At 71.4% G+C, this 20,831-nt stretch carries 17 protein-coding genes; 7 read left to right on the forward strand and 10 right to left on the reverse strand.

Annotation, left to right across the window (positions count from 1 at the left end):
* Positions 1-16 precede the first annotated feature (16 nt).
* Complete coding sequence (locus tag ACG0Z3_RS04455) at positions 17-2,260, reverse strand: putative bifunctional diguanylate cyclase/phosphodiesterase (protein WP_394395680.1); 2,244 nt, start codon at positions 2,258-2,260, stop codon at positions 17-19.
* A gap of 72 nt (positions 2,261-2,332) precedes the next feature.
* On the opposite strand from ACG0Z3_RS04455, the gene ACG0Z3_RS04460 reads away from it, so the two are divergent.
* The gene (locus tag ACG0Z3_RS04460; protein WP_394395682.1) at positions 2,333-2,845 is read left to right on the forward strand and encodes a GNAT family N-acetyltransferase; all 513 of its coding nucleotides are present in this window, start codon (positions 2,333-2,335) and stop codon (positions 2,843-2,845) included.
* Positions 2,846-2,849: 4 nt separating this feature from the next.
* Here ACG0Z3_RS04460 and purB read toward each other — a convergent pair whose 3' ends face one another.
* Genes purB through ACG0Z3_RS04475 form a run of 3 tightly spaced genes read right to left on the reverse strand, consistent with a single transcriptional unit; the run spans position 2,850 to position 6,476 of the window.
* The gene (purB, locus tag ACG0Z3_RS04465) at positions 2,850-4,226 is read right to left on the reverse strand and encodes an adenylosuccinate lyase (RefSeq protein WP_394395685.1); all 1,377 of its coding nucleotides are present in this window, start codon (positions 4,224-4,226) and stop codon (positions 2,850-2,852) included.
* Positions 4,227-4,260: 34 nt separating this feature from the next.
* Positions 4,261-5,286, reverse strand: a complete 1,026-nt coding sequence (locus ACG0Z3_RS04470) for a M48 family metallopeptidase (protein ID WP_394395688.1) — start codon at positions 5,284-5,286, stop codon at positions 4,261-4,263.
* A complete protein-coding gene (locus ACG0Z3_RS04475) occupies positions 5,286-6,476 on the reverse strand; it encodes a YjgN family protein (RefSeq protein WP_394395689.1) in 1,191 nt (396 codons plus the stop codon). Before ACG0Z3_RS04475 ends, ACG0Z3_RS04470 begins: the two co-directional genes overlap by 1 nt.
* A 199-nt stretch (positions 6,477-6,675) precedes the next feature.
* Between ACG0Z3_RS04475 and ACG0Z3_RS04480 the strand changes: the two genes are divergently transcribed.
* Positions 6,676-7,302, forward strand: a complete 627-nt coding sequence (locus tag ACG0Z3_RS04480) for a glutathione S-transferase family protein (protein ID WP_394396251.1) — start codon at positions 6,676-6,678, stop codon at positions 7,300-7,302.
* A 17-nt stretch (positions 7,303-7,319) separates the two neighbouring features.
* Here the strand turns inward: ACG0Z3_RS04480 and ACG0Z3_RS04485 are convergent, their stop codons facing one another.
* Both ACG0Z3_RS04485 and ACG0Z3_RS04490 read right to left on the reverse strand, forming a co-directional pair.
* The gene (locus tag ACG0Z3_RS04485; RefSeq protein ID WP_394395690.1) at positions 7,320-7,967 is read right to left on the reverse strand and encodes a hypothetical protein; all 648 of its coding nucleotides are present in this window, start codon (positions 7,965-7,967) and stop codon (positions 7,320-7,322) included.
* Positions 7,968-8,074: 107 nt separating this feature from the next.
* Positions 8,075-9,727 (reverse strand): FMN-binding glutamate synthase family protein, encoded by a 1,653-nt coding sequence (locus tag ACG0Z3_RS04490; protein WP_394395693.1) that lies wholly within the window; start codon positions 9,725-9,727, stop codon positions 8,075-8,077.
* 85 nt (positions 9,728-9,812) lie between these two features.
* Between ACG0Z3_RS04490 and sppA the strand changes: the two genes are divergently transcribed.
* A complete protein-coding gene (gene sppA / locus ACG0Z3_RS04495) occupies positions 9,813-11,693 on the forward strand; it encodes a signal peptide peptidase SppA (protein WP_394395695.1) in 1,881 nt (626 codons plus the stop codon).
* 37 nt (positions 11,694-11,730) lie between these two features.
* On the opposite strand, the gene ACG0Z3_RS04500 is transcribed toward sppA, so the two are convergent.
* From ACG0Z3_RS04500 to ACG0Z3_RS04515, 4 genes are all read right to left on the reverse strand, one after another.
* Positions 11,731-12,357, reverse strand: coding sequence for a glutathione S-transferase family protein (locus ACG0Z3_RS04500; RefSeq protein ID WP_394395698.1), 627 nt, complete (start codon positions 12,355-12,357; stop codon positions 11,731-11,733).
* 9 nt (positions 12,358-12,366) lie between these two features.
* On the reverse strand, positions 12,367-13,347 hold the full coding sequence (locus tag ACG0Z3_RS04505) for an XdhC family protein (RefSeq protein WP_394395699.1): 981 nt from the start codon (positions 13,345-13,347) through the stop codon (positions 12,367-12,369).
* A gap of 58 nt (positions 13,348-13,405) precedes the next feature.
* A complete protein-coding gene (locus ACG0Z3_RS04510; RefSeq protein WP_394395700.1) occupies positions 13,406-15,181 on the reverse strand; it encodes a hypothetical protein in 1,776 nt (591 codons plus the stop codon).
* A gap of 85 nt (positions 15,182-15,266) precedes the next feature.
* Positions 15,267-15,596, reverse strand: a complete 330-nt coding sequence (locus ACG0Z3_RS04515; RefSeq protein ID WP_394395702.1) for a thioredoxin family protein — start codon at positions 15,594-15,596, stop codon at positions 15,267-15,269.
* Between the two features lie 91 nt (positions 15,597-15,687).
* Between ACG0Z3_RS04515 and ACG0Z3_RS04520 the strand changes: the two genes are divergently transcribed.
* From ACG0Z3_RS04520 to ACG0Z3_RS04535, 4 genes are all read left to right on the forward strand, one after another.
* Complete coding sequence (locus ACG0Z3_RS04520) at positions 15,688-16,494, forward strand: ParB N-terminal domain-containing protein (protein ID WP_394395703.1); 807 nt, start codon at positions 15,688-15,690, stop codon at positions 16,492-16,494.
* 71 nt (positions 16,495-16,565) lie between these two features.
* On the forward strand, positions 16,566-17,645 hold the full coding sequence (locus tag ACG0Z3_RS04525) for an acyltransferase family protein (protein WP_394395704.1): 1,080 nt from the start codon (positions 16,566-16,568) through the stop codon (positions 17,643-17,645).
* Between the two features lie 7 nt (positions 17,646-17,652).
* Entirely contained in the window at positions 17,653-20,430 is a 2,778-nt protein-coding gene (locus ACG0Z3_RS04530) for an ATP-binding protein (protein WP_394395706.1), read from the forward strand.
* 23 nt (positions 20,431-20,453) lie between these two features.
* On the forward strand, positions 20,454-20,810 hold the full coding sequence (locus ACG0Z3_RS04535; RefSeq protein ID WP_394395707.1) for a cupin domain-containing protein: 357 nt from the start codon (positions 20,454-20,456) through the stop codon (positions 20,808-20,810).
* Positions 20,811-20,831 lie beyond the last annotated feature (21 nt).

Here is a 20,831-nt window from a genome sequence, read left to right on the forward strand (position 1 = left end):
GTGCGTGCGGGCCTCATCAGATGGCAAAGACGGAAAGAGGGGCGTCGGCCGCAGACGCGCGGGCGACGACGAATTCTGCAAAAGCCTCGGCCGGCAGCGGGCGGCTGAACAGATAGCCCTGCACGGCGTGGCAGCCCTGGCGGCGCAGGAAGGCCAGTTGGCCCTCGGTCTCGACGCCTTCGGCCAGCGTCTGCAGGCCCAGCGCGCCGGCCATGCGGATGACGGCGTCGACGATGGCGCGGTCCTCGGCGTCGTCGGTCAGGTCGCGCACGAAGGACTGGTCGATCTTGAGCTTGCCGACGCGAAAGCGCTTCAGGTAGCTCAGCGAGGAATGGCCCGTGCCGAAGTCGTCGATGGACAGGCCCACGCCCCGCGCGTGCAGCTCGTTCATCACGGTGATGGCCATGGTCGGGTCATCCATTGCCGCGCCCTCGGTCAGCTCCAGCTCCAGACGCTCGGCCGGCATGCCCACGGCCTCCAGCACGCGGCCCACCAGCTCGGGCAGGTCATCGTGGCGGAACTGCACGGCCGACAGGTTGACCGCCATGGTCAGCGCCGGCAGGCCGGCGGCGTCCCAGCGGCGCAGCTGCGACAGCGCCTCGCGCAGCACCCACTCGCCGATGGGCAGGATCAGCCCCGACGACTCGGCGATGGGGATGAACTCGGCCGGCGACACCCAGCCCAGCTCGGGGTGCTGCCAGCGCAGCAGCGCCTCGGCGCCCACCACGCGGCTCTGGCCGTCGTCGTCCAGCGCGAACTGCGGCTGGTAGTGCAGGCTGAGCTGGCGGCGCTCCAGCGCGCGGCGCAGGCCGTTCTCCAGCTGCAGCGCGCGAGCCGACTGGGCCTGCATCTCGCTCGTGAAGAAGCGGTAGGCATTGCGGCCGTCGCGCTTGGCGCGGTACATGGCCGCATCGGCGCACTTGCACAGCGCGTCGAAGTCGTCGCCATCGGTCGGGAACATCGCGATGCCCATGGACGGCGTGACGGTCAGCTCCTGCCCCTCCACCTGGAAGGGCGCGCTGGCCAGCGCCATCAGCTTGGTGGCGAGGTGGGCGGCGCCGGCGATGTCGGTCAGCGGCAGCACCAGCACGAACTCGTCGCCGCCCATGCGGGCCACGGTGTCCTGCTCGCGCACGGCACCGCGCAGCCGCGCGGCCAGCTGGGCGAGCAGCGCATCGCCCGCGCGGTGGCCCAGCGAGTCGTTGACGTTCTTGAAGTGGTCCAGGTCCAGGAACAGCACGGCCAGCGGCTCGTCGCTGCGGCGGGCGATGTCGATGGCCTGCGTGGCGCGGTCAGCCAGCAGGTGGCGGTTGGGCAGGCCGGTCAGGCCGTCGAACAGCGCCAGCCGCTCCGCGCGCGCCTCGGCCGCCTGCTGCTCGGCGATCTTGAGCTCCAGCGCGGCCACCGTCTGGCTGAGCTGCTCGGTTCGTTGCGCCACCAGCGCCTCCAGCTGCGCCTTGGCCTGCACCAGCTCCTGCTCGGCCTGCTTGCGGGCCGTGATGTCCTGCGTGATCCAGATGGAGCCGCGCGACAGGTCGCTGCGGTCGATGGCCTTGCTGCGCACCTCGCACCAGACGGGCGTGCCGTCCTTGCGCCCCAGTAGCATCTCGGCATGGAAAGCGTCGCCGCGTGACAGCGGCGCGTAGCAGAGGTCGCCGGCGCTTCGCCACTCGTCGTCGCTGAGGTACCAGGCGCGCGACAGCTGGCCATCCAACTCGCCCGGGGCATAGCCGAACAGCTGTTCAAACGCCCGGTTGCAGCGCGTGACGCGCCGGCCGCGCAGGTAGACGATGCCCACCATCGCGTGGTCGAAGATCAGCTGCTGCTCGGCATGCAGGTCTGCCAGGGCAGCGTCGGCCAGCTTGCGCTCGTGGATGTCGTCGACGATCCAGATCGAGCCATCGCCCGGGTCCTCGGGGTTGATGAGGCGGCCGGTCAGGTGCGCCCAGAACAGCTCGCCGTTCTGGCGCCGCATCAGCTGCTCGCTGCGGAAGGTCTCGCCCGTGGCCAGCAGCGGGTAGGCACGCCGGCCCAGGCTGCGGGCCTCGTCCTCGTTCTCGTAGAGCTCCACGCTGCTGCGCCCGGTGGCGGCCTCGGGGCTGGCGAAGCCGTAGATCTCGGCGTAGCGCTGGTTGCAGCGCACCAGCGTGCGCGCCTTCACGAACACCACGCCCACGCCTGCGTTGGCCAGGATGACATCCAGCTCCCGCAGAGCCTGGCTCAGCGCGGGGTTGTCGCGGGTGTCGGGCGCGATGCTCATGGCGGTCTAAGGGGCGATGCGGGTCGGGCGGTGGCGTGGGGAGCGGAGCATGACCGGTTATTGTCCGGTCCCATGCAAATCCTCCGGACCGAACGCCTCGCGCTGCGTGAATTCACACCGCTTGATGCGCGCTTCCTGCTGCGCCTGGTCAACGAGCCCGGCTGGCTGCGCAACATCAACGATCCCGGCGTGCGCAACGAGCAGGACGCGCTGGCCTGGGCCGAGGGCCGGCTGTTCAAGGGCTACCGTGAACAGGGCCACGGTTTCTGGGCGATGGAGCGCCTGGCGGACGGCGAGCTGGTGGGCATGTGCGGCCTGTTCCGGCGGCCGGCGCTGCCGGAACCTGACATCGGCTACGCGCTGCTGGCCGCGCACGAGGGCCACGGCTATGCGCTGGAAGCCGCACGCGGCTGCGTGGCCCATGCACGCGACGTGTTTCGCTGGCCTGCGCTGATGGCCATCACCGCGCTGGACAACCCGCGCAGCGTGGGCCTGCTGGGCAAGCTGGGCTTCGTCGAGCAGGCCCGGCAGCAGATCGAGGGCTACAGCGAGCCCTCGCGGGTGTTCCGGCTGGCCTTGGGCTGACGCGTCAGACCCGCTTGGCCAGGTCCTGCGCCAGACCCGTGTAGCTGCCCGGCGTCATCTTCAGCAGGCGCGCCTTCTCGGCCTTGGGCAGATCCAGCCCCTCGATGAAGGCGCGGATGGATTCTTGCGTGATGGCCTTGCCGCGCGTCAGCTCCTTGAGCTGCTCATACGGGTTGGGCAGGCCGAAGCGGCGCATCACGGTCTGGATGGGCTCGGCCAGCACTTCCCAGGCGGCGTCGAGGTCGTCGGCCAGCGCGGCCTCGTTCACTTCCAGCTTGCCCAGGCCCTTGGCCAGCGAGTCGTAGCCCAGCAGCGCATAGCCCAGGCCCACGCCCATGTTGCGCAGCACGGTGGAGTCGGTCAGGTCACGCTGCCAGCGGCTCACGGGCAGCTTCTGGCTCAGGTGCGTCAGCACCGCACTGGCCAGGCCGAAGTTGCCTTCCGCGTTCTCGAAGTCGATGGGGTTGACCTTGTGCGGCATCGTCGAGCTGCCGATCTCGCCCGCCTTGGTCTTCTGCTTGAAATAGCCCAGGCTGATGTAGCCCCACACGTCGCGCGACCAGTCGATGAGGATGGTGTTGGCGCGCGTGAATGCATCGAACAGCTCGGCCATGTAGTCGTGCGGCTCGATCTGGATGGTGTACGGGTTGAAGCTCAGCTTCAGCTGCTTCTCGATGACGTGCTTGCTGAAGGCTTCCCAGTCGTGGCGGGGCCAGGCCGACAGGTGGGCGTTGAAGTTGCCGACCGCGCCGTTCATCTTGGCCAGCGGCTTCACAGCAGCGATGCGCGCGCGGGCCGTCTGCAGGCGCGCGACGACGTTGGCGATCTCCTTGCCCACGGTCGTCGGGCTGGCCGTCTGGCCATGCGTGCGGCTGAGCATCGGGATGGCCGCGAACTGGTGGGCCATGCCGCGCAGCTTTTCGATAATGCCGTCCAGCGCCGGCAGCATGACTTCGTCGCGCGCGGCCTTGAGCATCAGCGCGTGGCTGGTGTTGTTGATGTCTTCGCTGGTGCAGGCGAAGTGCACGAACTCACCGGCGGCTTCCAGCTCGGGGTGGCCGGCGAAGCTGCGCTTGATCCAGTACTCCACGGCCTTCACGTCGTGGTTGGTGGTGCGCTCGATGGCCTTGATCTCTTCAGCATCGGCCTCGCTGAACTTCTTCACCAGGCGGCGCAGGCGGCTGCGCGCAGCGCTGCTCAGCGGCTTGAATTCCTTGAAGCCGGCATCACTCAGTGCGATGAACCACTCCACCTCCACCTGCACGCGGCGGTGCATCAGGCCGTACTCGGACAGCAGCGGGCGCAGGGCCGCGACCTTGGCGGCGTAGCGGCCGTCCAGCGGCGAGAGGGCGCTGATGGCGGAGTAGTCGGTCGTGGTCATGGCGGGCCAGGCAGGTCGTGGAAAACCCGCGATTCTAGTTTTCGCTGAAGAAGCGCACCCGCTCAGCGTCGGCCGGGTGCGTGGAGATCGCGATGGCCAGTGCATGGTCCTCGACGGTCGCGTGCTTTTTCGCGAGGCGTTCGAAGAACACCGCCATGCGCGACGTGTCCGCGCCGCCGGCCCGGGCCAGCGCGCGGCCGTAGTGGTCGGCCTCCCGCTCGTTGTCGCGGGAATAGGCATTGGTGGCCAGCAGCGCCGGGGCTGCCGCCAGCAGGCTGGAGAAGTCGCCCAGGACCACCGATGTGACCACACCCACCGCACCCGCCCGCAGCACCATGCGCACGCCGTGGCGGTGCTGCACATGGCCCAGCTCGTGCGCCAGCACCGTCAGCACAGCGTCGGGCTCGTCCTTCAGCAACTCCAGCAACTCGTCGGTGATGACGACATCGCCGCCCGGCAGCGCAAAGGCGTTCGGGCCCAGCGCGCGGGCGCCGCGGCGGAAGTGGATCTGGTAGCGCTCGGGCACGGGCGGCCCGCCGGCGGTGCGGGCGCGGTCCAGCATCTGCTGCCAGCGATCGCGCCAGGCCTGCTGCTGCGCGGCCTCCATCCGCGTGGGGTACAGCCAGTCACCATCCAAGCTGGCCAGCAGGTGCTCGCTGAGGCGCTGCTCGGCAGACAGCGGCAGCACGTCCACCGCACGGTCCACGGCCCAGGGCAGGCCCCAGCGGTAGCCGGCCGCCAGCCCCGCCACCAGCAGCACCAGGGACAGCAGCGCCAGCGTCCAGCTCTGCTGCCAGCGCACGACGACGCTGTCGCCGCGCCCCGAGGCCTGCGCCCAGGCATCGAAGGCCGCCGCGTCGGCAAAGCTCAGCAGCCCGCCGCCAGGCAGCAGCAGCTGGCGCTGCCCGTGGCGCTGGCGTTCGGGCCAGGTCAGCGCGGCCACCGGCACGCGCTGCTCGCCGTAGTGCAGCGAGCCGTCGGCCAGCCACACGTCGACCGGCCGGGGCCGCGCGCTGCGGCCGTCGAACCAGTCGGCGGCAAGGCGCGGCGCAGCACTCATCACAGGCCCATGTCGATGCCGAAGAAGTCGCCGGCGATGTCGCCCGTCGCGTCCTCATGGCCCGTGTTGGCGGCGGCCACCCAGTCCAGCGGATCCCCGTCGCAGTCGACGCCAACCGCCTCCAGCCGCAGCCGGGCGGTGGCCACGGCGGCGAACGGCCGGTACAGGCCCAGCGTCAGCAGCGTCAACACCCAGTTCTTCAGCGTCAGGCCGAACAGCGCACGGAAGCTGAGCCGGCTGTGAAAGACCAGCGCCTCGCTGCGCGTGCCGCTCCAGACCAGGTTCTGCAGCCGCGCCGCGCCATAGGGCGCCATCATGGCGAAATACACCACATAGCCCAGCACGATGCCGGCGGTCAGCACGGCGGCGGCCAGGCCTCGGGGCAGGCCCATGAACTTCGCCGCGCCCGCAGCCACAGCAATGATGGCGACCGTCAGCGCCAGCGGCAGCAGCGACATGCCGACGAGCTTGAGCGCCAGCAGGTAGACCTGCCCGCCCGACAGCTGGACCCGCGAATGCTGGCCGGCAATGCGGTAGCCGTTGTGCTGGTAGCGCTTGAACAGCGCCAGCGACCAGGGCGCCAGCAGCACCATGCACAGCGCGCCGACGGCGTACAGCATCACGGCCGGCGTCAGGCCCGCGCCCTCGCTCCCGGGCTCGGCCGCCTCGGGGCCCATCAGCGTCACGCCGACGACAATAGCGATGGCCGGCAGATAGCTAGGCAGGCAGGCGCGGTAGGCCCCCGCCAGCGAGCCCTCGAAGCGCATGCGCAGGCCGCGCCAGCTGGTGTTGCCGAGCCGGAACTGCAGCGACGCCCGCCACAGCGCCGGCCACACGGCGCACAGGATCAGGAAGGCGACGATGGCCGCGACGGGCGAGAAATGCCCGGCAGCGCTGTAGCTGCCCATCAGCAGCACCAGCAGCAGGAAGCCGCGGAACATCTTCCACGCGTCGCCATGAAAGCTCAGCGCCTGGCCGTCGACCAGCGTGTTGGCATAGAAGTACCGAATGCGGCGCGCCTTCGCGAACGGCAGGTACAGGCCCAGCGTGACGAGCGTCAGCAGCAGGTTCACCGCCCAGATGCGGAAGTACTCGCTGCCCGAGCCGGTGAAGCGGATGTCGAGGACACGGCCCCCCCGATCGGGCGATGGCGAAGCAGCCGCGTCGACGGCGGCGATGGGGTCTGACATGGGATCTCCCTGTTGTGAGGGCCATCGTCTGCTGCGATGGGCCGGGCGACACTTTGGCGACAGCCGCCTGCAGCGGCAACCCCTGCTTTCCTGGGGCCTGTCGGGCCGGGCCGACAGGACTTTTTCACGGGCAGACCCCCAGAGGGCGCTGGCTAGAATCGTTTCGACTTGTGACCTCCGTATTTGCCCTATGACCGCGATGAAGTTGATCGGTTCGCTCACCAGCCCATTCGTGCGCAAGGTGCGCATCGTGATGGCCGAGAAGAAGCTCGACTACCAGCTTGTGCTGGAAGACGTCTGGGGCAGCGACACGATCCTGAAGATGAACCCGCTGGGCAAGGTGCCCTGCCTGGTCATGGAAGGGCAGGACTCCATCACCGGCGCGGTGTTCGACTCGCGCGTCATCGTGGAGTACGTGGACACGCTGTCGCCCGTGGGCAAGCTCATCCCGGAGCGGGGCCGCGAGCGCTGTGAGGTGCGCACCTGGGAAGCGCTGGCCGACGGCATCATGGACGCCGCCATCCTGGCCCGCCAGGAGCGCCACTGGCCGCACCGCAGCGACACGCAGCGCAGCGCGGCCTGGGAAGACCGCCAGCTCGCCAAGGTGCATGCGGGCCTGGCCGCGATGAGCCAGGGCCTGGGTGAGAAGGCCTGGTGCTCGGGCAGCCATTTCTCGCTGGCCGACATCTCGGTGGGCTGCGCGCTGGGCTGGCTGAGCTTCCGCTTCCCGGAGATCGCCTGGCGCGAGACCCACCCCAACCTGGCGCGCCACATGGACAAGCTGTCTCAGCGCCAGAGTTTCATCGACACCCCACCGACGGCCTGACGGCCGCCCCCAGCGCGTCAGGCGATCTGCAGCTCTCGGGAGCGGACGTGCAGCAGGCGCACCAGGCGCCAGATGCGTGCCTCGATCTCGGCCGCCTGCAGCCGCCACAGCGTCGCGATCTCGGCCAGCAGCAGGCCCTGCGCCAGCAGCGTCAGCAGGTGGCGGCTGGCCTGGTCGATCTGGCGGCCGGCGGGCGTGGTGTCCAGCGCGGCGGCGCTCTGGCGCGCCATCACCAGCGGGCTGCGCTCGATGCCGAACGCGGCCAGCGCCTGGCGTGACAGCTGCGGGCTGAGCATGGCGCGGCGGTCATGCAGCCGGGTGAGCGCCTCCACGAGCCCGGCGCCGCTGCCGTCGTCCACGTGATACGCATTGGCCCCGGCGCTCAAGGCGGCGAACAGCTGCAGGTCGTCGGCGGTGGGCGCCAGCAGCAGCAGCTGCGGCCGCACCGGCAGCCGGCCCAGCTCATGGGCCACGCGCATGGCGTGGCTGTCCACCAGGCGCAGGTCGCTGGCGACGATGTCGGGCGCCAGCGCGTGCAGCTCGTCGAGTGCGTCCGCCAGCGTCGAGCTGCTGCCAGCCAGCTCCACGCCATTGACGCGCAGCAGTTGCGAACGCGTGCGCTGCAAGCTGGCTTCGTTGAGGCGGAGAAGGTAGACGGTGGGCATGTAACTGCGCGGAAATCGCCGCGCATTGTGCGTGCTTTGCGCGGCGTCTCCCTAGTTCGTAGCCTCTATCCCCCGCGACCGGGAGGTGGCTGCAGCGGTGCGCGTGCTCAGACAGCACGCTGGCCATGGCCCTGCGGCGCAAAGCTGTGCGCGCTGGCCATCGGCCAGTAGAGCCGGAAGGTCGCATGCGGCAGCTCGCCGCGCAGCACCGCGCCGCGCTCGACGAAGGGCAGCAGGTTGGCCAGCAGCCGCACCTCGTGCTTGCCCAGCCGGTGCACGATGTGCTGGGCCGTGATCTCCTGCGGATGGCACAGCCCGGCGGCCTCCACCAGCTCCTTCAGCGCCTTCAGCGTGTTCTGGTGGAAGTTGGCGACGCGCTGCGCCTTGTCCGGCACGACGATGGCGCGCTGGCGGTGCGCGTCCTGGGTGGTGACGCCCGTGGGGCAATGGCCGGTGTGACAGGCCTGCGCCTGGATGCAGCCCAGCGCGAACATGAAGCCGCGCGCCGAGTTGCACCAGTCGGCGCCCAGCGCCATCAGACGCACGATGTCGAACGCGGTCGTGACCTTGCCGGCGCAACCAATCTTGATCTTGTCGCGCAGATCCAGCCCCACGAGCGTGTTGTGCACCAGCAGCAAGCCTTCCTGCAGCGGCGCGCCGACGTAGTTGGTGAACTCCAGCGGCGCGGCGCCGGTGCCACCCTCGGCGCCATCCACGACGATGAAGTCCGGCGTGATGCCGGTTTCCAGCATGGCCTTGGCCAGCGCGAACCACTCCCAGGGGTGGCCGATGCAGAGCTTGAAGCCCGTGGGCTTGCCGCCGGACAGCGTGCGCAGCTGCTCGACGAACTGCATCAGCTCCACCGGCGTGGAGAAAGCGCTGTGGCGGGCCGGCGAGATGCAGTCCACGCCCACCGGCACGCCGCGCGTGGCGGCGATCTCGGGCGTCACCTTGGGGCCCGGCAGCACGCCGCCATGGCCCGGCTTGGCGCCCTGGCTGAGCTTGAGCTCGATCATCTTGACCTGCGGGTCGCGCGCGGCGGCCTCGAACCTCTCGGGGCTGAACGAGCCGTCGTCGTTGCGGCAGCCGAAGTAGCCCGAGCCGATCTCCCAGATCAGGTCGCCACCGTGCTGGCGGTGGTAGCTGCTGATGGAGCCCTCGCCGGTGTCGTGCGCAAAGCCGCCCTGCTTGGCGCCCTGGTTGAGCGCCAGCACGGCATTGGCCGACAGCGCGCCGAAGCTCATGGCCGAGATGTTGAACACGCTGGCCGAGTAGGGCTGCGCGCGGCCGGCGCCAATGGTGATGCGGAAGTCGTGGCCGGTGAGGTGCGTGGGCGCCAGCGAATGGTTGATCCACTCGTAGCCCGTGGCCCCCGTGTCCAGCTGCGTGCCGAAGGGGCGCTGGTCGGGGTCGCCCTTGGCGCGCTGGTAGACGATGGAGCGCTGAGCGCGCGAGAACGGCGCCGCCTCGTTGTCGCCCTCCAGGAAGTACTGGCGGATCTCGGGCCGGATGAATTCCAGCAGGAAGCGCAGGTGGCCGATGACGGGATAGTTGCGCAGGATGGAGCGCTTGGTCTGGCGCATGTCGCGCAGGCCCAGCAGCGTCAGGCCCAGGAACACCAGCACCAGCGCGCCGTCGGCCAGGCCGCCGGCCCAGCCGATGGCAAAGCACAGCGCCAGCAGGCCGCACAGCACCCACGTCAGGTAGCGCAGCGGGAAGTGCTGGTTCAGTCGTCGCGTCCAGCCGGGCCAAGCAAGCATGAGGAGTCCTCGCAACCGTGACCTTCGCAGCTTAAGCGGGCGCGCCGCCACAATCGCCAGGCAACAACCCTCAGGATCGGCGTCGATGAAGACCTTGTTCTCGAAACTCGGCTGGCTTGTCTCCAAAGCCTGGTGGCTGCTCGACGGTACGCGCCGCGCGCTGATGAACCTGGTGGTGCTGGTGCTGCTCATCGTGCTCGTGATGGCGCTGCTGAACCGCGGCCCCAAGCCGCTGGCCGACAAGACCACGCTGGTGCTCAAGCTCGACGGCAACCTCGTCGAGCAGTTCTCCGGCAGCCCGCGCGAGCAGCTCATGGCGCAGGCCCGCGGACAGAGCGTGCCGCGCCAGACCCGGCTGCGCGACGTACTGGCCGCGCTGGACGCCGCCGCCCGCGACGACAAGATCAGCACGCTGCTGCTGGACGTCGACAGCTTCAACGCCGCCGGCCTGGCCGGGCTGCGCGAGGTGACCGCGGCGCTGCAGCGCTTCAAGGCCAGCGGCAAGCCGGTGCTGGCCTATGGAGACAGCTACAGCCAGCGCGGCTATGCGCTGGCCGCCCAGGCCGACGAGGTCTACCTGCACCCCATGGGCCTGGTGATGCTGGAGGGCTTCGGCCGCGCTCGCCTGTACTACAAGGGCGCGCTGGACCGCCTGGGCATCACGCCCCACGTCATCAAGGCCGGCACCTACAAGAGCTTCGGCGAGGTCTACACCGCCACCGGCCCCAGTCCCGAGACGCTGGAGGCCGACGGGCTGGTCTACCACGCGCTGTGGCAGGACTTCACCGGCACCATCGAGAAAGCCCGCAAGCTGGAGGCCGGCCGCATCACGCGCGACATCGAGCAGGCGCCGCAGCTGCTGGCCGCCGTGAAGGGCGACACCGCGCAGATGGCGCTGAAAGCCGGGCTGGTGGACGGCCTGAAGACGCGCGACGAGATGCGCGCGCTGCTGGTAGCCAAGGGCGCGGCGGACGCCGAGAGCAAGTCCTTCCGTCAGGTGTCGCTCGCGCACTACCTGGCCCACGTGAAGGCCTCGCCGGCGCCCAACGCGGTGCAGCCGGGCCTGGGCATCGTGGTGGCCGAGGGCGAGATCGTGGACGGCAGCACCGGCCCGGGCCGCATCGGCGGCGACTCCACCGCGCGCCTGATCCGCAAGGCCCGCGAGGACGACGCCATCAAGGCCGTCGTGCTGCGCGTGAACTCGCCCGGCGGCAGCGCCTTCGCGTCCGAGATCATCCGCCGCGAGCTGGAGCTGACACGCGCCGCCGGCAAGCCGGTGGTCGTGTCCATGGGCGACGTGGCGGCCTCGGGCGGCTACTGGATCTCCACGGCCAGCGACGCCGTCATCGCCGACGCCGGCACCATCACCGGCAGCATCGGCGTGTTCGGCATGCTGCCCACGGCCGAGGGCCTGCTGCAGAAGCTGTCGCTGAACACTGGCGGCGTGCGCACCACCTGGCTGGCCGGCGGCCATGACATGCGCCGGCCGCTGGACCCGCGGCTGCAGGCGGCCGTGCAGGCCAGCATCGACCACACCTACGCCCGCTTCACCGGCCTGGCCGCCGACGCGCGCAAGATCACGCCCGAGAAGATCGACGCCGTGGCCCAGGGCCGCATCTGGACCGGTGCCCAGGCCAGGGAGCGCGGCCTGCTCGACCGGCTGGGCAGCCTGGACGACGCGGTGCAGACGGCCGCCAAGCTGGCCAAGCTCGACGCGAAGGCGGGCGACAAGCCGCGCATCGTCTATGTGGAGCACGACCTCAGCCGCAGCGAGCGCCTGCTCGCGTCGCTGGGCGACGTGATCGCGCCGCCACTGGTGCAGGCCCTGGCGCCGGCGCTGGGGCTGGACGCGCTGCCGGCCCCGGTTGTCGAGGAGCTGGCGGCGCTGCGCGAACTGGCCCGCGTGTCGGCCAACGGCCGGCTGGAGCGCGCGGCGGCAGTGCACTGCCTGTGCGGGGCGCCCTGAGCCAGGGCGCTTGTCGCGGCCCGGCAGGCCGCGGCGATCAGTACACCGGGTCCGCCAGCCCTTCCTTGGCCACCACGCGCTGCGTCGCCGGACGGTCAAACACGCGCTTCAGGTAGGCGCCCAGGGCCGGGCGCGTCTTGGCCGGGTTGGCCTGCATGCGCGTCCAGCGGCACAGCATGAAGGCCAGCGGGTCCACCGCCGTGTACTCGGCGCCCAGGAACCAGTCGCCGCCGTGGCGCACGAGGTGGGCGTCCATCTGGTCCAGCAGCGGCGCCACCTGCGCCTCGGCGCGGGCCTTCACCTCGGCAGCGTCCGTGGCCATGCGGTCCGGGTAGAAGTAGTGAATCAGCATGGCCTGCAGCGTGTTGGTCAGCCACACCATCCACTTGTAGTACTCGGCCCGCGCGGCCGTGCCGGGTGCGGGCGCGAAACCAGCGTGGCAATCGGCCAGGTGCATCAGGATGGCGGCCGTCTCGTACAGCACCAGGTCGCCGTCCACCAACGTCGGGATCAGGCCGTTGGGGTTGAGCTTCAGGTAGGCCGGCGACTTGTGCTCGTTGTTGGCACGGTCCACCACGCGCAGCGTGAACGGGACGCCCATTTCTTCGAGCAGGATGTGCGGCGCGAAGCTGGCGTTGCTGGGGAAGTAGTGCAGTTCGATCATGGCGGCACTTTACGTGGCACAGCCCGCCTCGGCCCGCGCGGAGCCGGCGCGGTAGCGCACCGCCGTCATCTCGGCCAGGATGCTCAGCGCGATCTCCGGTGGCGTGCGCGCGCCGATGTCCAGGCCCACGGGGCCGTGCAGGCGATCCAGCTGCGCGGCGCTCAGGTCGAAATGCTCGGCCAGCCGCGCACGACGCTTGGCCTGGTTCACGCGCGAGCCGATGGCACCCACGTAGAAGGCCGGGCTCCGCAGCGCCTCCATCAGCGCGAGGTCGTCCAGCTTGGGGTCGTGCGTGAGTGCCACGATGGCAGTGGCGCCATCGGGGCGGAAGGCCATGACGACGTCGTCCGGCATGCCACGCGTCAGCGCCACGCCGTCCAGCGCAAAGCCGTCGGCGTACTCGGCGCGCGGGTCGCACACGGTCACGCCGTAGCCCAGCGCCAGCGCCATCTGAGCCAGGTAGTCGGTCATCTGGCCGGCGCCGATCACCAGCAGCCGCCACTGCGGGCCGTGGTGGCTGATGAGCTGCGCCTCGCTGAGCACCAGCGTGTCGGCGCCTGGCTCGGCCGGCGACAGCACGGCGGCGCCGGTGGCCAGGTCCAGCGTGCGGCGCACACGCTCGCCGCGCGCCAGGCAGGCCAGCAAGTCCGGCAGGCCGGAGGCCGGGCCCACGGGCTCCAGCAGCAGCTCCAGCGTGCCGCCACAGGGCAGGCCGAAGCGGCGCGCTTCCTCGGCACCCACGCCATAGCGCAGCGGCGTGGGGCAGGCCAGGCGCAGGCTGCCGGCGCGCAGCTGGGCGATGAGGTCGTCCTCGATGCAACCGCCCGACACCGAGCCGGCGATCAGTCCGTCGTCCCGCACCGCCACCAGCGATCCCACCGGCCGCGGCGCCGAGCCCCAGGTGCGCGTGATCGTGCCCAGCACCACGCCGCGCCCCTCGGCCTGCCAGCCGGCAGCCGTGCGCAGCACGCCGAGATCGAGGTTGTCCATCAGCCGCCTGCCCGTCGAAAAGCGCGCAGCGTAAACGCCCCGCGCGCCGGCCGCGCCGTCAGGGGTATTGCTTGAGCGTCGCGGTGTTGCTGCCGCCCCGGCATCGCGCCGGGTCACCGGCGTCGTTGATGACGCGCTCGATGCTGCCCTTGTCCACCAGGCACACGGTGATCATGTGCTCGAAGCGCACGCCGGGCCGCTGGGGCGCCTCGATGGCGCGGTCCAGCACGACGTCGGGCTGCAGGAACACGCTGTACACGCCAAGGCCCCAGGCCTGATGGCGCGTCACCGCGTCGGCCACCTTGTACGACGCAAAGCCCCGGCCGCCGGCCGCGTTGGTCCATTGCGGCTGGGTGGGCGGGTCGTACGGAATCTCGGACTGGTAGAAGTAAACCCGCCCGCCATTGCCGCGCCACACCACCTGCTCCTGCTGGAAGTGCTCGACGAAGAGGCCGTAAATGGTCACGTCCTCGCCGTCCACCACCAGGCCATGGGCCGACGGGTTCAGCGTCCAGCTGACGCCCTCGCCGTGGTCGGCACGCCAGATCCAGGTGTGGTCCACCAGCGTGTCGTGCGCGTGGATGCGCAGCGCCGTGTGCACCTGGCCGGCGGCCGCGCCGCCGACGCGGAAGAACAGGTCGTGCAGCACCGTCGGGTCCGCCCGGTGGCGGCGCCGGCTGCCCGGGGTGCCCACGTCCATCAGTACGCCAGAGTCCTGCGCGCCCGCGTCCAGGAACAGGCCGGCCACGGTCAGCCCGCTGACGTCGGCCGTCTTCAGCAGCGGCGCGCCGTTGTCCGAGCGCAGCGTGGGGAAGCCGATGCCCAGCACCACCGTGCCCGGGCGGGTCACGCGCAGCGTGTCGGTCAGCAGGTATTCGCCCGGTGTGAACAGCAGGTGCTTGCCGGCCGCCAGCTGGGCGTTCAGCGCGGCGGCCGTGTCACCAGGCCGGGCGATGTGAAAGCGCGCGATGGGCAGCGTGCGGCCCGGCGTGAACTGGCCATCGGCCCAGGACACGCCGACGCTGTCCCGCCGCAGCGACGGCACGCGCACCGCAAAGCCGCCGTCCCGGTCGATGAACAGAAAGGGCTTCTCGCGCACCAGCGGCGTCTTGGCGATCTTGGTGAAGCGCTGGCCCGGCGTCGGGAACTCGCCGGCCGGCGGCTGCTTCACGCCGACGAACACCATATTCCAGTTGGAGCCCGTCCAGCTGGCCCATTCGCTGTTGCGCGAAAGCCATTGCTGCTGCGTGGCCGAGTTGACCTGCCCGTCCACCCGAACGTCGGCGAACCAGCCGCCGCTGGACCAGCCGTTCTTCTGGTTCAGCCGGATATTGCCGCGCACATGCATGCGCCGGAACGGGATGGCCTGCGACACGGCCCACTGCATCGTGTTGTCGCCAAGGCCCAGCGTCGGCGTGACCGCGAAGTTCTCGGCGCCACGCCAGAAGTTCTGCGTCGCGTTGTCGTTGTCCAGAAAGGCCGTGGAGCGCAGGTCGCCCACCACGTGCACGTCGCCCGGATGGCGGCCCAGGCCCAGCACCTGCGTGTAAAAGCCCACCGGGATGCGCAGGTTCTCGTAGGTGCCCGGCATCAGCAGGATGGCGTCGCGGCGCGGGCCGAAATGGTTGGGCTGCTGCGCGGCGTAGATGGCGTCGATGCGCTGCTGCAGGCCCGGCGTGGACGGCTGCAGCACGTGCACGTTGGGGCCGAGGTCCGGCAGCGCGGGCTGCGCCTGGGCGGGCAGCGCCAGTGCGGCGGCGGCCAGCAGCGCGGTCAGGGTGGCGGCAGGGGCGCGCGAACGCGCGGCGTCGTCATCGTCGATGTTGCGTGGCATGTCTCGTCCTCGCCAGCGGCCTGGCTGTCGTTGTGCAAGCCGCAGGTGCGGCAGAATTGGAACCGATTCCAATCCTGCAATTGGATCACAGCTCGCCGCTCAGCAGCGCCAGCGCCTCGGCGATCTCGGCCACGCCGGCCGGCCGCACGACGCGGGCCACCTCGCGGCCATCGCGCAGCATCACCAGCGTTGGCCACAGCTTCACGCCGAAAGAACGGCCCAGCGGCCGGCCCCGACCGTCTTCCACCTTCAGGTGCCGCAGCGCCGGGTGCTCCGCCAGCGCCTGGGCGATGACCGGCTGTGCGGCGGCGCAGATGCCGCACCAGTTGGCGCCGAACTCGATGAGCGTGGCGCCGGGCAGCGCGTCCACCTCGGCGCGGCTGGGGGCCTCTTCAACATAGCTTGCTGGACTCATGCGCATCTCCTCGTTGCCGCCAGTGTGCCGCGCACCGCGCGGGCCCGTCTCTAGAATCCAGCCCCCTTTTCCTGAGCAGCACCCGGTCGTCATGGACATCGTCGTCAACGAAGAACTCAAGGCCTACATCGACCCGCTGACGCCCGAGGAGAACGAGGCGCTGGAGCGCAGCCTGCTGGCCGAGGGCTGCCGCGACGCGCTGGTGCTGTGGGGCAATGTGCTGGTGGACGGCCACAACCGCTACCGCCTGTGCACCCAGCACGGCCTGCCCTTCCAGACGGTGCAGAACACGCGCTTCAAGTCCATCGAGGACGTGCACCTGTGGATGATCGACCAGCACCTGGGCCGGCGCAGCATCTCCGACTTCCAGCGCGGCGTGCTGGCGCTGCGCAAGCGCGAGATCGTGGCCGAGCGGCGTGCCCGCAGCGCGGCCGCCGAAGCAGCTGTGGTGGAGGCTGTCGAGGCCGTGGCGGCGCCGGAGGTGCTCGAATCGCGCGAGGCGCTGGCCAAGGCCGCCCGCGTCAGCAGCAACCAGATGGTGCTGATCGAGAAGATCCAGAAGCAGGCCGCGCCCGAGCTGGTGGCGGCGGTGAAGGCGGGCACGGTGTCCATCAACGCGGCCGCGGCCGTCGCCACGCTGCCGGTGCAGGAGCAGGCCGCGGCCGCCGCAGCCGGTGCCGAGGAGCTCAAACAGGCCGCCAAGCGCGTACGCGAGGCCAAGCGTCGGGCGTCCGTGCGTGTCGAAGAACCCGCGGCCGACGACGCCGCCGCCCCGGTCGAAGCCCTGGCCGACACCCCGGCCCCGGACACGCTGGACACGCTGCGCCGGCGCGTTGCCGCGCTGGAGGCCGAGAACGCCGCGCTGCGGGCCCAGTTGGCCGCGCTGCAGGCCGGCTGAGCCCCCACCTAAAATCCGCGCATCCGTCTGACGGGCCTGCCTTGCGCAGGCCCGTTGCTTTTGCGCCCGCCATGCCCTCGCCCGCCCAACGCCTGCCGCACATCGACCTGCTGAAGTTCCTGGCCGCCCAGGTCATCGTGCTGCACCACCTCGTCAGCTACGGCCCCATCGCCGAGGCCGCGCACGAGGCCCTGCCGCCGCTGGCGCGGGCGCTGCAGCACTACGGCCGCATGGCCGTGCAGGTGTTCCTGGTGGTGGGCGGCTACCTGACCGCGCGGGCGCTGTCGCCCCAGGGCGAGGGCCTGCAGGCGCCGCTGCCCCGCCTGCTGTGGCGACGCTACCTGCGGCTGGTGCTGCCCTTCCTGACGGCACTGGCGTTCACGCTGGGCGCCGGGCTGCTGGTGGAGCGCCACGTGCCCGAGCTGGTGCCGACCGACATCGGCCCGGGCCAGCTCGCCGCGCATGCGCTGCTGCTGCAGGACGTGCTGGGCTTCGAGTCGCTGACCGTGGGCGCCTGGTACGTGGCCATGGACCTGCAACTGTTCGCCGGCCTGGCGCTGCTGCTGTGGCTGGCACGGCAAATCGGGCCGCAGGGCGGGCGGCTGGCCGGGCCGCTGCTGGTGGCCGTGCTGACGCTGGCCTCGGCCTTCGTCTTCAACCTCGACCCCGCGCTGGACATCTGGGCGCCCTACTTCTTCGCCGCCTACGGCCTGGGCGCGCTGGTGCACTGGCTGGGGCGGGCCCGGCATGGCCGCGCGGGGCTGGCGCTGCTGGCCATCGCACTGGTCGTGGCGCTGGCGCTGGACTGGCGTGACCGCCTCGCCCTCGCGCTGGGCACGGCCCTGTGGCTGGCCTGGGCCCAGTCCCGCCTCGCCCAGGGCCGCCCGCTGCTGCCGGCGCGCTGGGCGGGCGCGCTGGCGGCGGCGGCGCGGCCGTCGTATGCGCTGTTCCTGCTGCACTTCGCCGTGCTGCTGCTGGCCAACGCGCTGCTGGCCCGGCTGCCCGACGCCAGCGCCGAGGCCGGCCTGCTGATCGGCGTGACCGCCTGGGCGCTGGCGAATGCGCTGGCCCTGCCCTTCTACCGCTGGGTGGAGGCGCCGGCCGGCCGGCTGGACCCGCTGGCCTGGCTGCCCCGCCCACGCTGGATCTGATCCCCTCATGACCCGCACGCCGACCGACCCCAGCGAGACCCGCCTTGCGCTGCAGCGCATGGCCGCGCGCACGCTGGTGTGGATCGTCGTCACGGTCGGCGCCACTGCGGCCCTGATCGGCGGCACCGAGACGCTGGCCGGCCTGCGCCACGGCTGGGCCAGCCAACGCCTGCTGGTGGGCCTGGCGCTGCTGGGCGTCGGCGGCGTGGCGGCGCTGGCCTACCGCGCCGGCCGGCCGCGCGTGGCCACCACCGTGGTGCTGGCCGGCACGTTGGTGGCCCTGTTGGCGCACGCCGCCCACACGGGCCTAGGCGTGCACACCCTCATCCTCGCGGCGGGCGGGCTGCTGATCGCGCTGGGCGGCGGCGTCGCCGGCAACGGCGCGGCCTTCGGGCTGGCCGGCGTGTATCTCGCGGCCATCACCGGGCTGGCCTCGGCCGAAGCCCAGGGGCTGCTGCCGGGAATGCGCACCCCGGTGCTGCCCAACCTGGCAGACCGCATGCTCGCGCACCTGCTGCTGACGGTGGCCGGCCTGTCCTCGGCGCTGATGCTCAACCGCATCCTCGGCGCCGCGCTGGCCCGCGCCATCGGTGAGGAGGCGCGCCTGGCCCGCCTCGTGCAGGCCGCCAACAACTGGGCCTGGGAGGCGGACGAGCAGTTCCGCGTCACCTCGCTGTCCGACGAGTTCGAGACGCTGTCCGGCCATCGCCGCGAGGACTTCATGAACCTCGGCCGCGAGGGCGGCGCCACGCTCGTGCGCGATGCCGACTACCACGCGCTGCTGGAAGACATCCGCGCCCGGCGCCCCTACCGCGACCGCGTCAACGGCTTCCGCACGCCCGACGGCCGGCTGCTGTGGACGCTGACCTCCGGCGAGCCCGTCTTCAACGCCGCCGGCAAGCACATCGGCTGGCGCGGCGTCAGCCACAACATCACCGGCGAGCGGCTGGTGCTGCAGCAGCACCAGCGCACCGCCGCCATGCTGGACCAGCTGCTGCGCGCCAGCCCCGACGCCATCTGCGTGGCCAGCAACGACGACGGCCGCATCCGCTTCGCCAACTCCGGCTTCTGCGCACTGACCGGCCGCACGCGCGACGACCTCATCGGCCGCTCGGCCCACCAGCTCGGGCTGTGGCCCGACGACCGCGAAGCCCAGCGCCTGGCCGCCACGCTGGACGCGAACGGCATCGTGCGCGACTTCCGCTCCGCCATCCTCGTGCACGGCCAGTGGCGCGACCTGCTGTTGTCCGCAGCCCCGATGGACTGGGATGGCGAAGCCGCCACCATGATGATCGGCCGCGACGTCACCGAGCGCGAGCGCGCCCGCATCGAGGCCGACGCGCTGCTGGACCACGCCAGCGTGGGCATCGCGCTGGCGCGCGGCGCGCAGTTCGAGCGCGTGAACCGGCACTGGCAGGAGATCTTCGGCGGCCCCGCGCCGGCGCTGCCGGCCGCCCAGCTCGCGGCCGGCGAGACGCGGCCCTTCGAGCTCGACTTCCTGCGCCCCGGCGGCGAGCGCGTCACCGTGCGGCTGACGGCGCGCGGGCTGCCGCCGCTGTCGGGCCGCGTCGAGGGCGAGGCCGACCGCGCCACGCTGTGGGTGGCCGAAGACGTCACCGAGCAGCGCCACCAGCAGCACGAGCTGCAGCACGCCAAGCAGCTGGCCGAGGCCGCCAGCCACGCCAAGAGCGCCTTCCTGGCCACCATGAGCCACGAGATCCGCACGCCGCTCAACGGCGTGCTGGGCCTGGCCCGGCTGCTGCAAGGCGCGCCCGAGGACCCGCACCGCGACAAATACCTGGCCCACCTCGTCAGCGCCGCCGAGTCGCTCAACGAGATCGTCTCCAACGTGCTGGACCTGTCCAAGATCGAGGCCGGCCACCTGGAGCTGGAGCGCATCGAGTTCGACCTGCACGCACTGGCCCGCGCCAGCTTCGAGGGCTGCGCCGCGCTGGGCCGCGAGCGCGGGCTGGACATGCAGATCGACCTGCACGCCGGCCTGCCCCGGCTGGTGCTGGGCGATCCGGTGCGCGTGCGGCAGATCCTTGCCAACTTCCTCGTCAACGCGCTCAAGTTCACCGAGCGCGGCCACATCCGGCTCAGCCTCGCGCCGGCCGGCCTCGAGCGCGTGCGGCTGTCCGTCACCGACAGCGGCGTCGGCGTGCCGCCCGAGCTGCAGGCCCGGCTGTTCCGCCCGTTCGCGCAGGCCGACGACTCCACCACGCGGCGCTTCGGCGGCACCGGCCTGGGCCTGTCCATCTGCCGCGAGCTGGCCGCACGCATGGACGGCCATGTCGGCGTGGACAGCGACGGCCGCCATGGCTCCACCTTCTGGGCCAGCCTGGCGCTGCCGCGCTCGCTCACGGTGGACGACACCGCCGCGCGCCGCCGCATCCCCATCCCGCAGCGCCAGCCGCTGGCCGGCCAGCGCCTGCTGGTGGCCGAGGACAACCCGGTCAACCGCCTCATCATCGCGGCGCTGCTGCAGCGCCTGGGCGCCGAGGTCGTGGAGGCCGAGGACGGTGAACAGGCCGTGCAGCTGGCCCGCGAGCAGGCCGGCAGGCTGGACGGCGTGCTGATGGACCTGCACATGCCCAAGGTCGACGGCCTCAAGGCCACCGCGCTGCTGCGCGGCGACCCGGCCACCGCCACCCTGCCCATCCACGCCTTCACCGCCGCCGTGCTGGACCAGGAGCGCCAGGCCGCGCTGGCCGCCGGCATGAACGGCTTCATCGCCAAGCCCGTGGCCGAGGACGAGGTGATCCGCGTGCTCGGCCAGGCCTGAACCCCGCGCCCAGCCCCCCCGCCATGCCGCCCATCGTCCTCATCGACCGCACCGACGGCCTGAGCCCCACACCCGACCGCCCGCGCCCCGACCGCCTCGTCGCCGGCAACCCGCTGCGCCACACCTGGGTCATGCACGAAGCCGGCCCCATGACGGCCGGCGTGTGGGAATGCGAGCCGGGCCGCTGGCGCATCGTGTTCCCGGCCACGCGGCAGGAGTACTTCCACGTGCTGAGCGGCCGCGTGCGGCTACACGGCCCCGCGGGCGCCACCGACATCGGCCCCGGCCAGGGCAGCGTCATCCCGCCGGGCTTCGAGGGCGAGTTCGAGGTGCTGGAGGCGGTGCGCAAGCAGTTCGTGCTGGTGGACACGGCGGGCTGAAACGGCGGGGGCGAGGTCCCG

The organism is Pelomonas margarita (assembly GCF_043555875.1).
Classification (GTDB): domain Bacteria; phylum Pseudomonadota; class Gammaproteobacteria; order Burkholderiales; family Burkholderiaceae_C; genus Pelomonas; species Pelomonas margarita.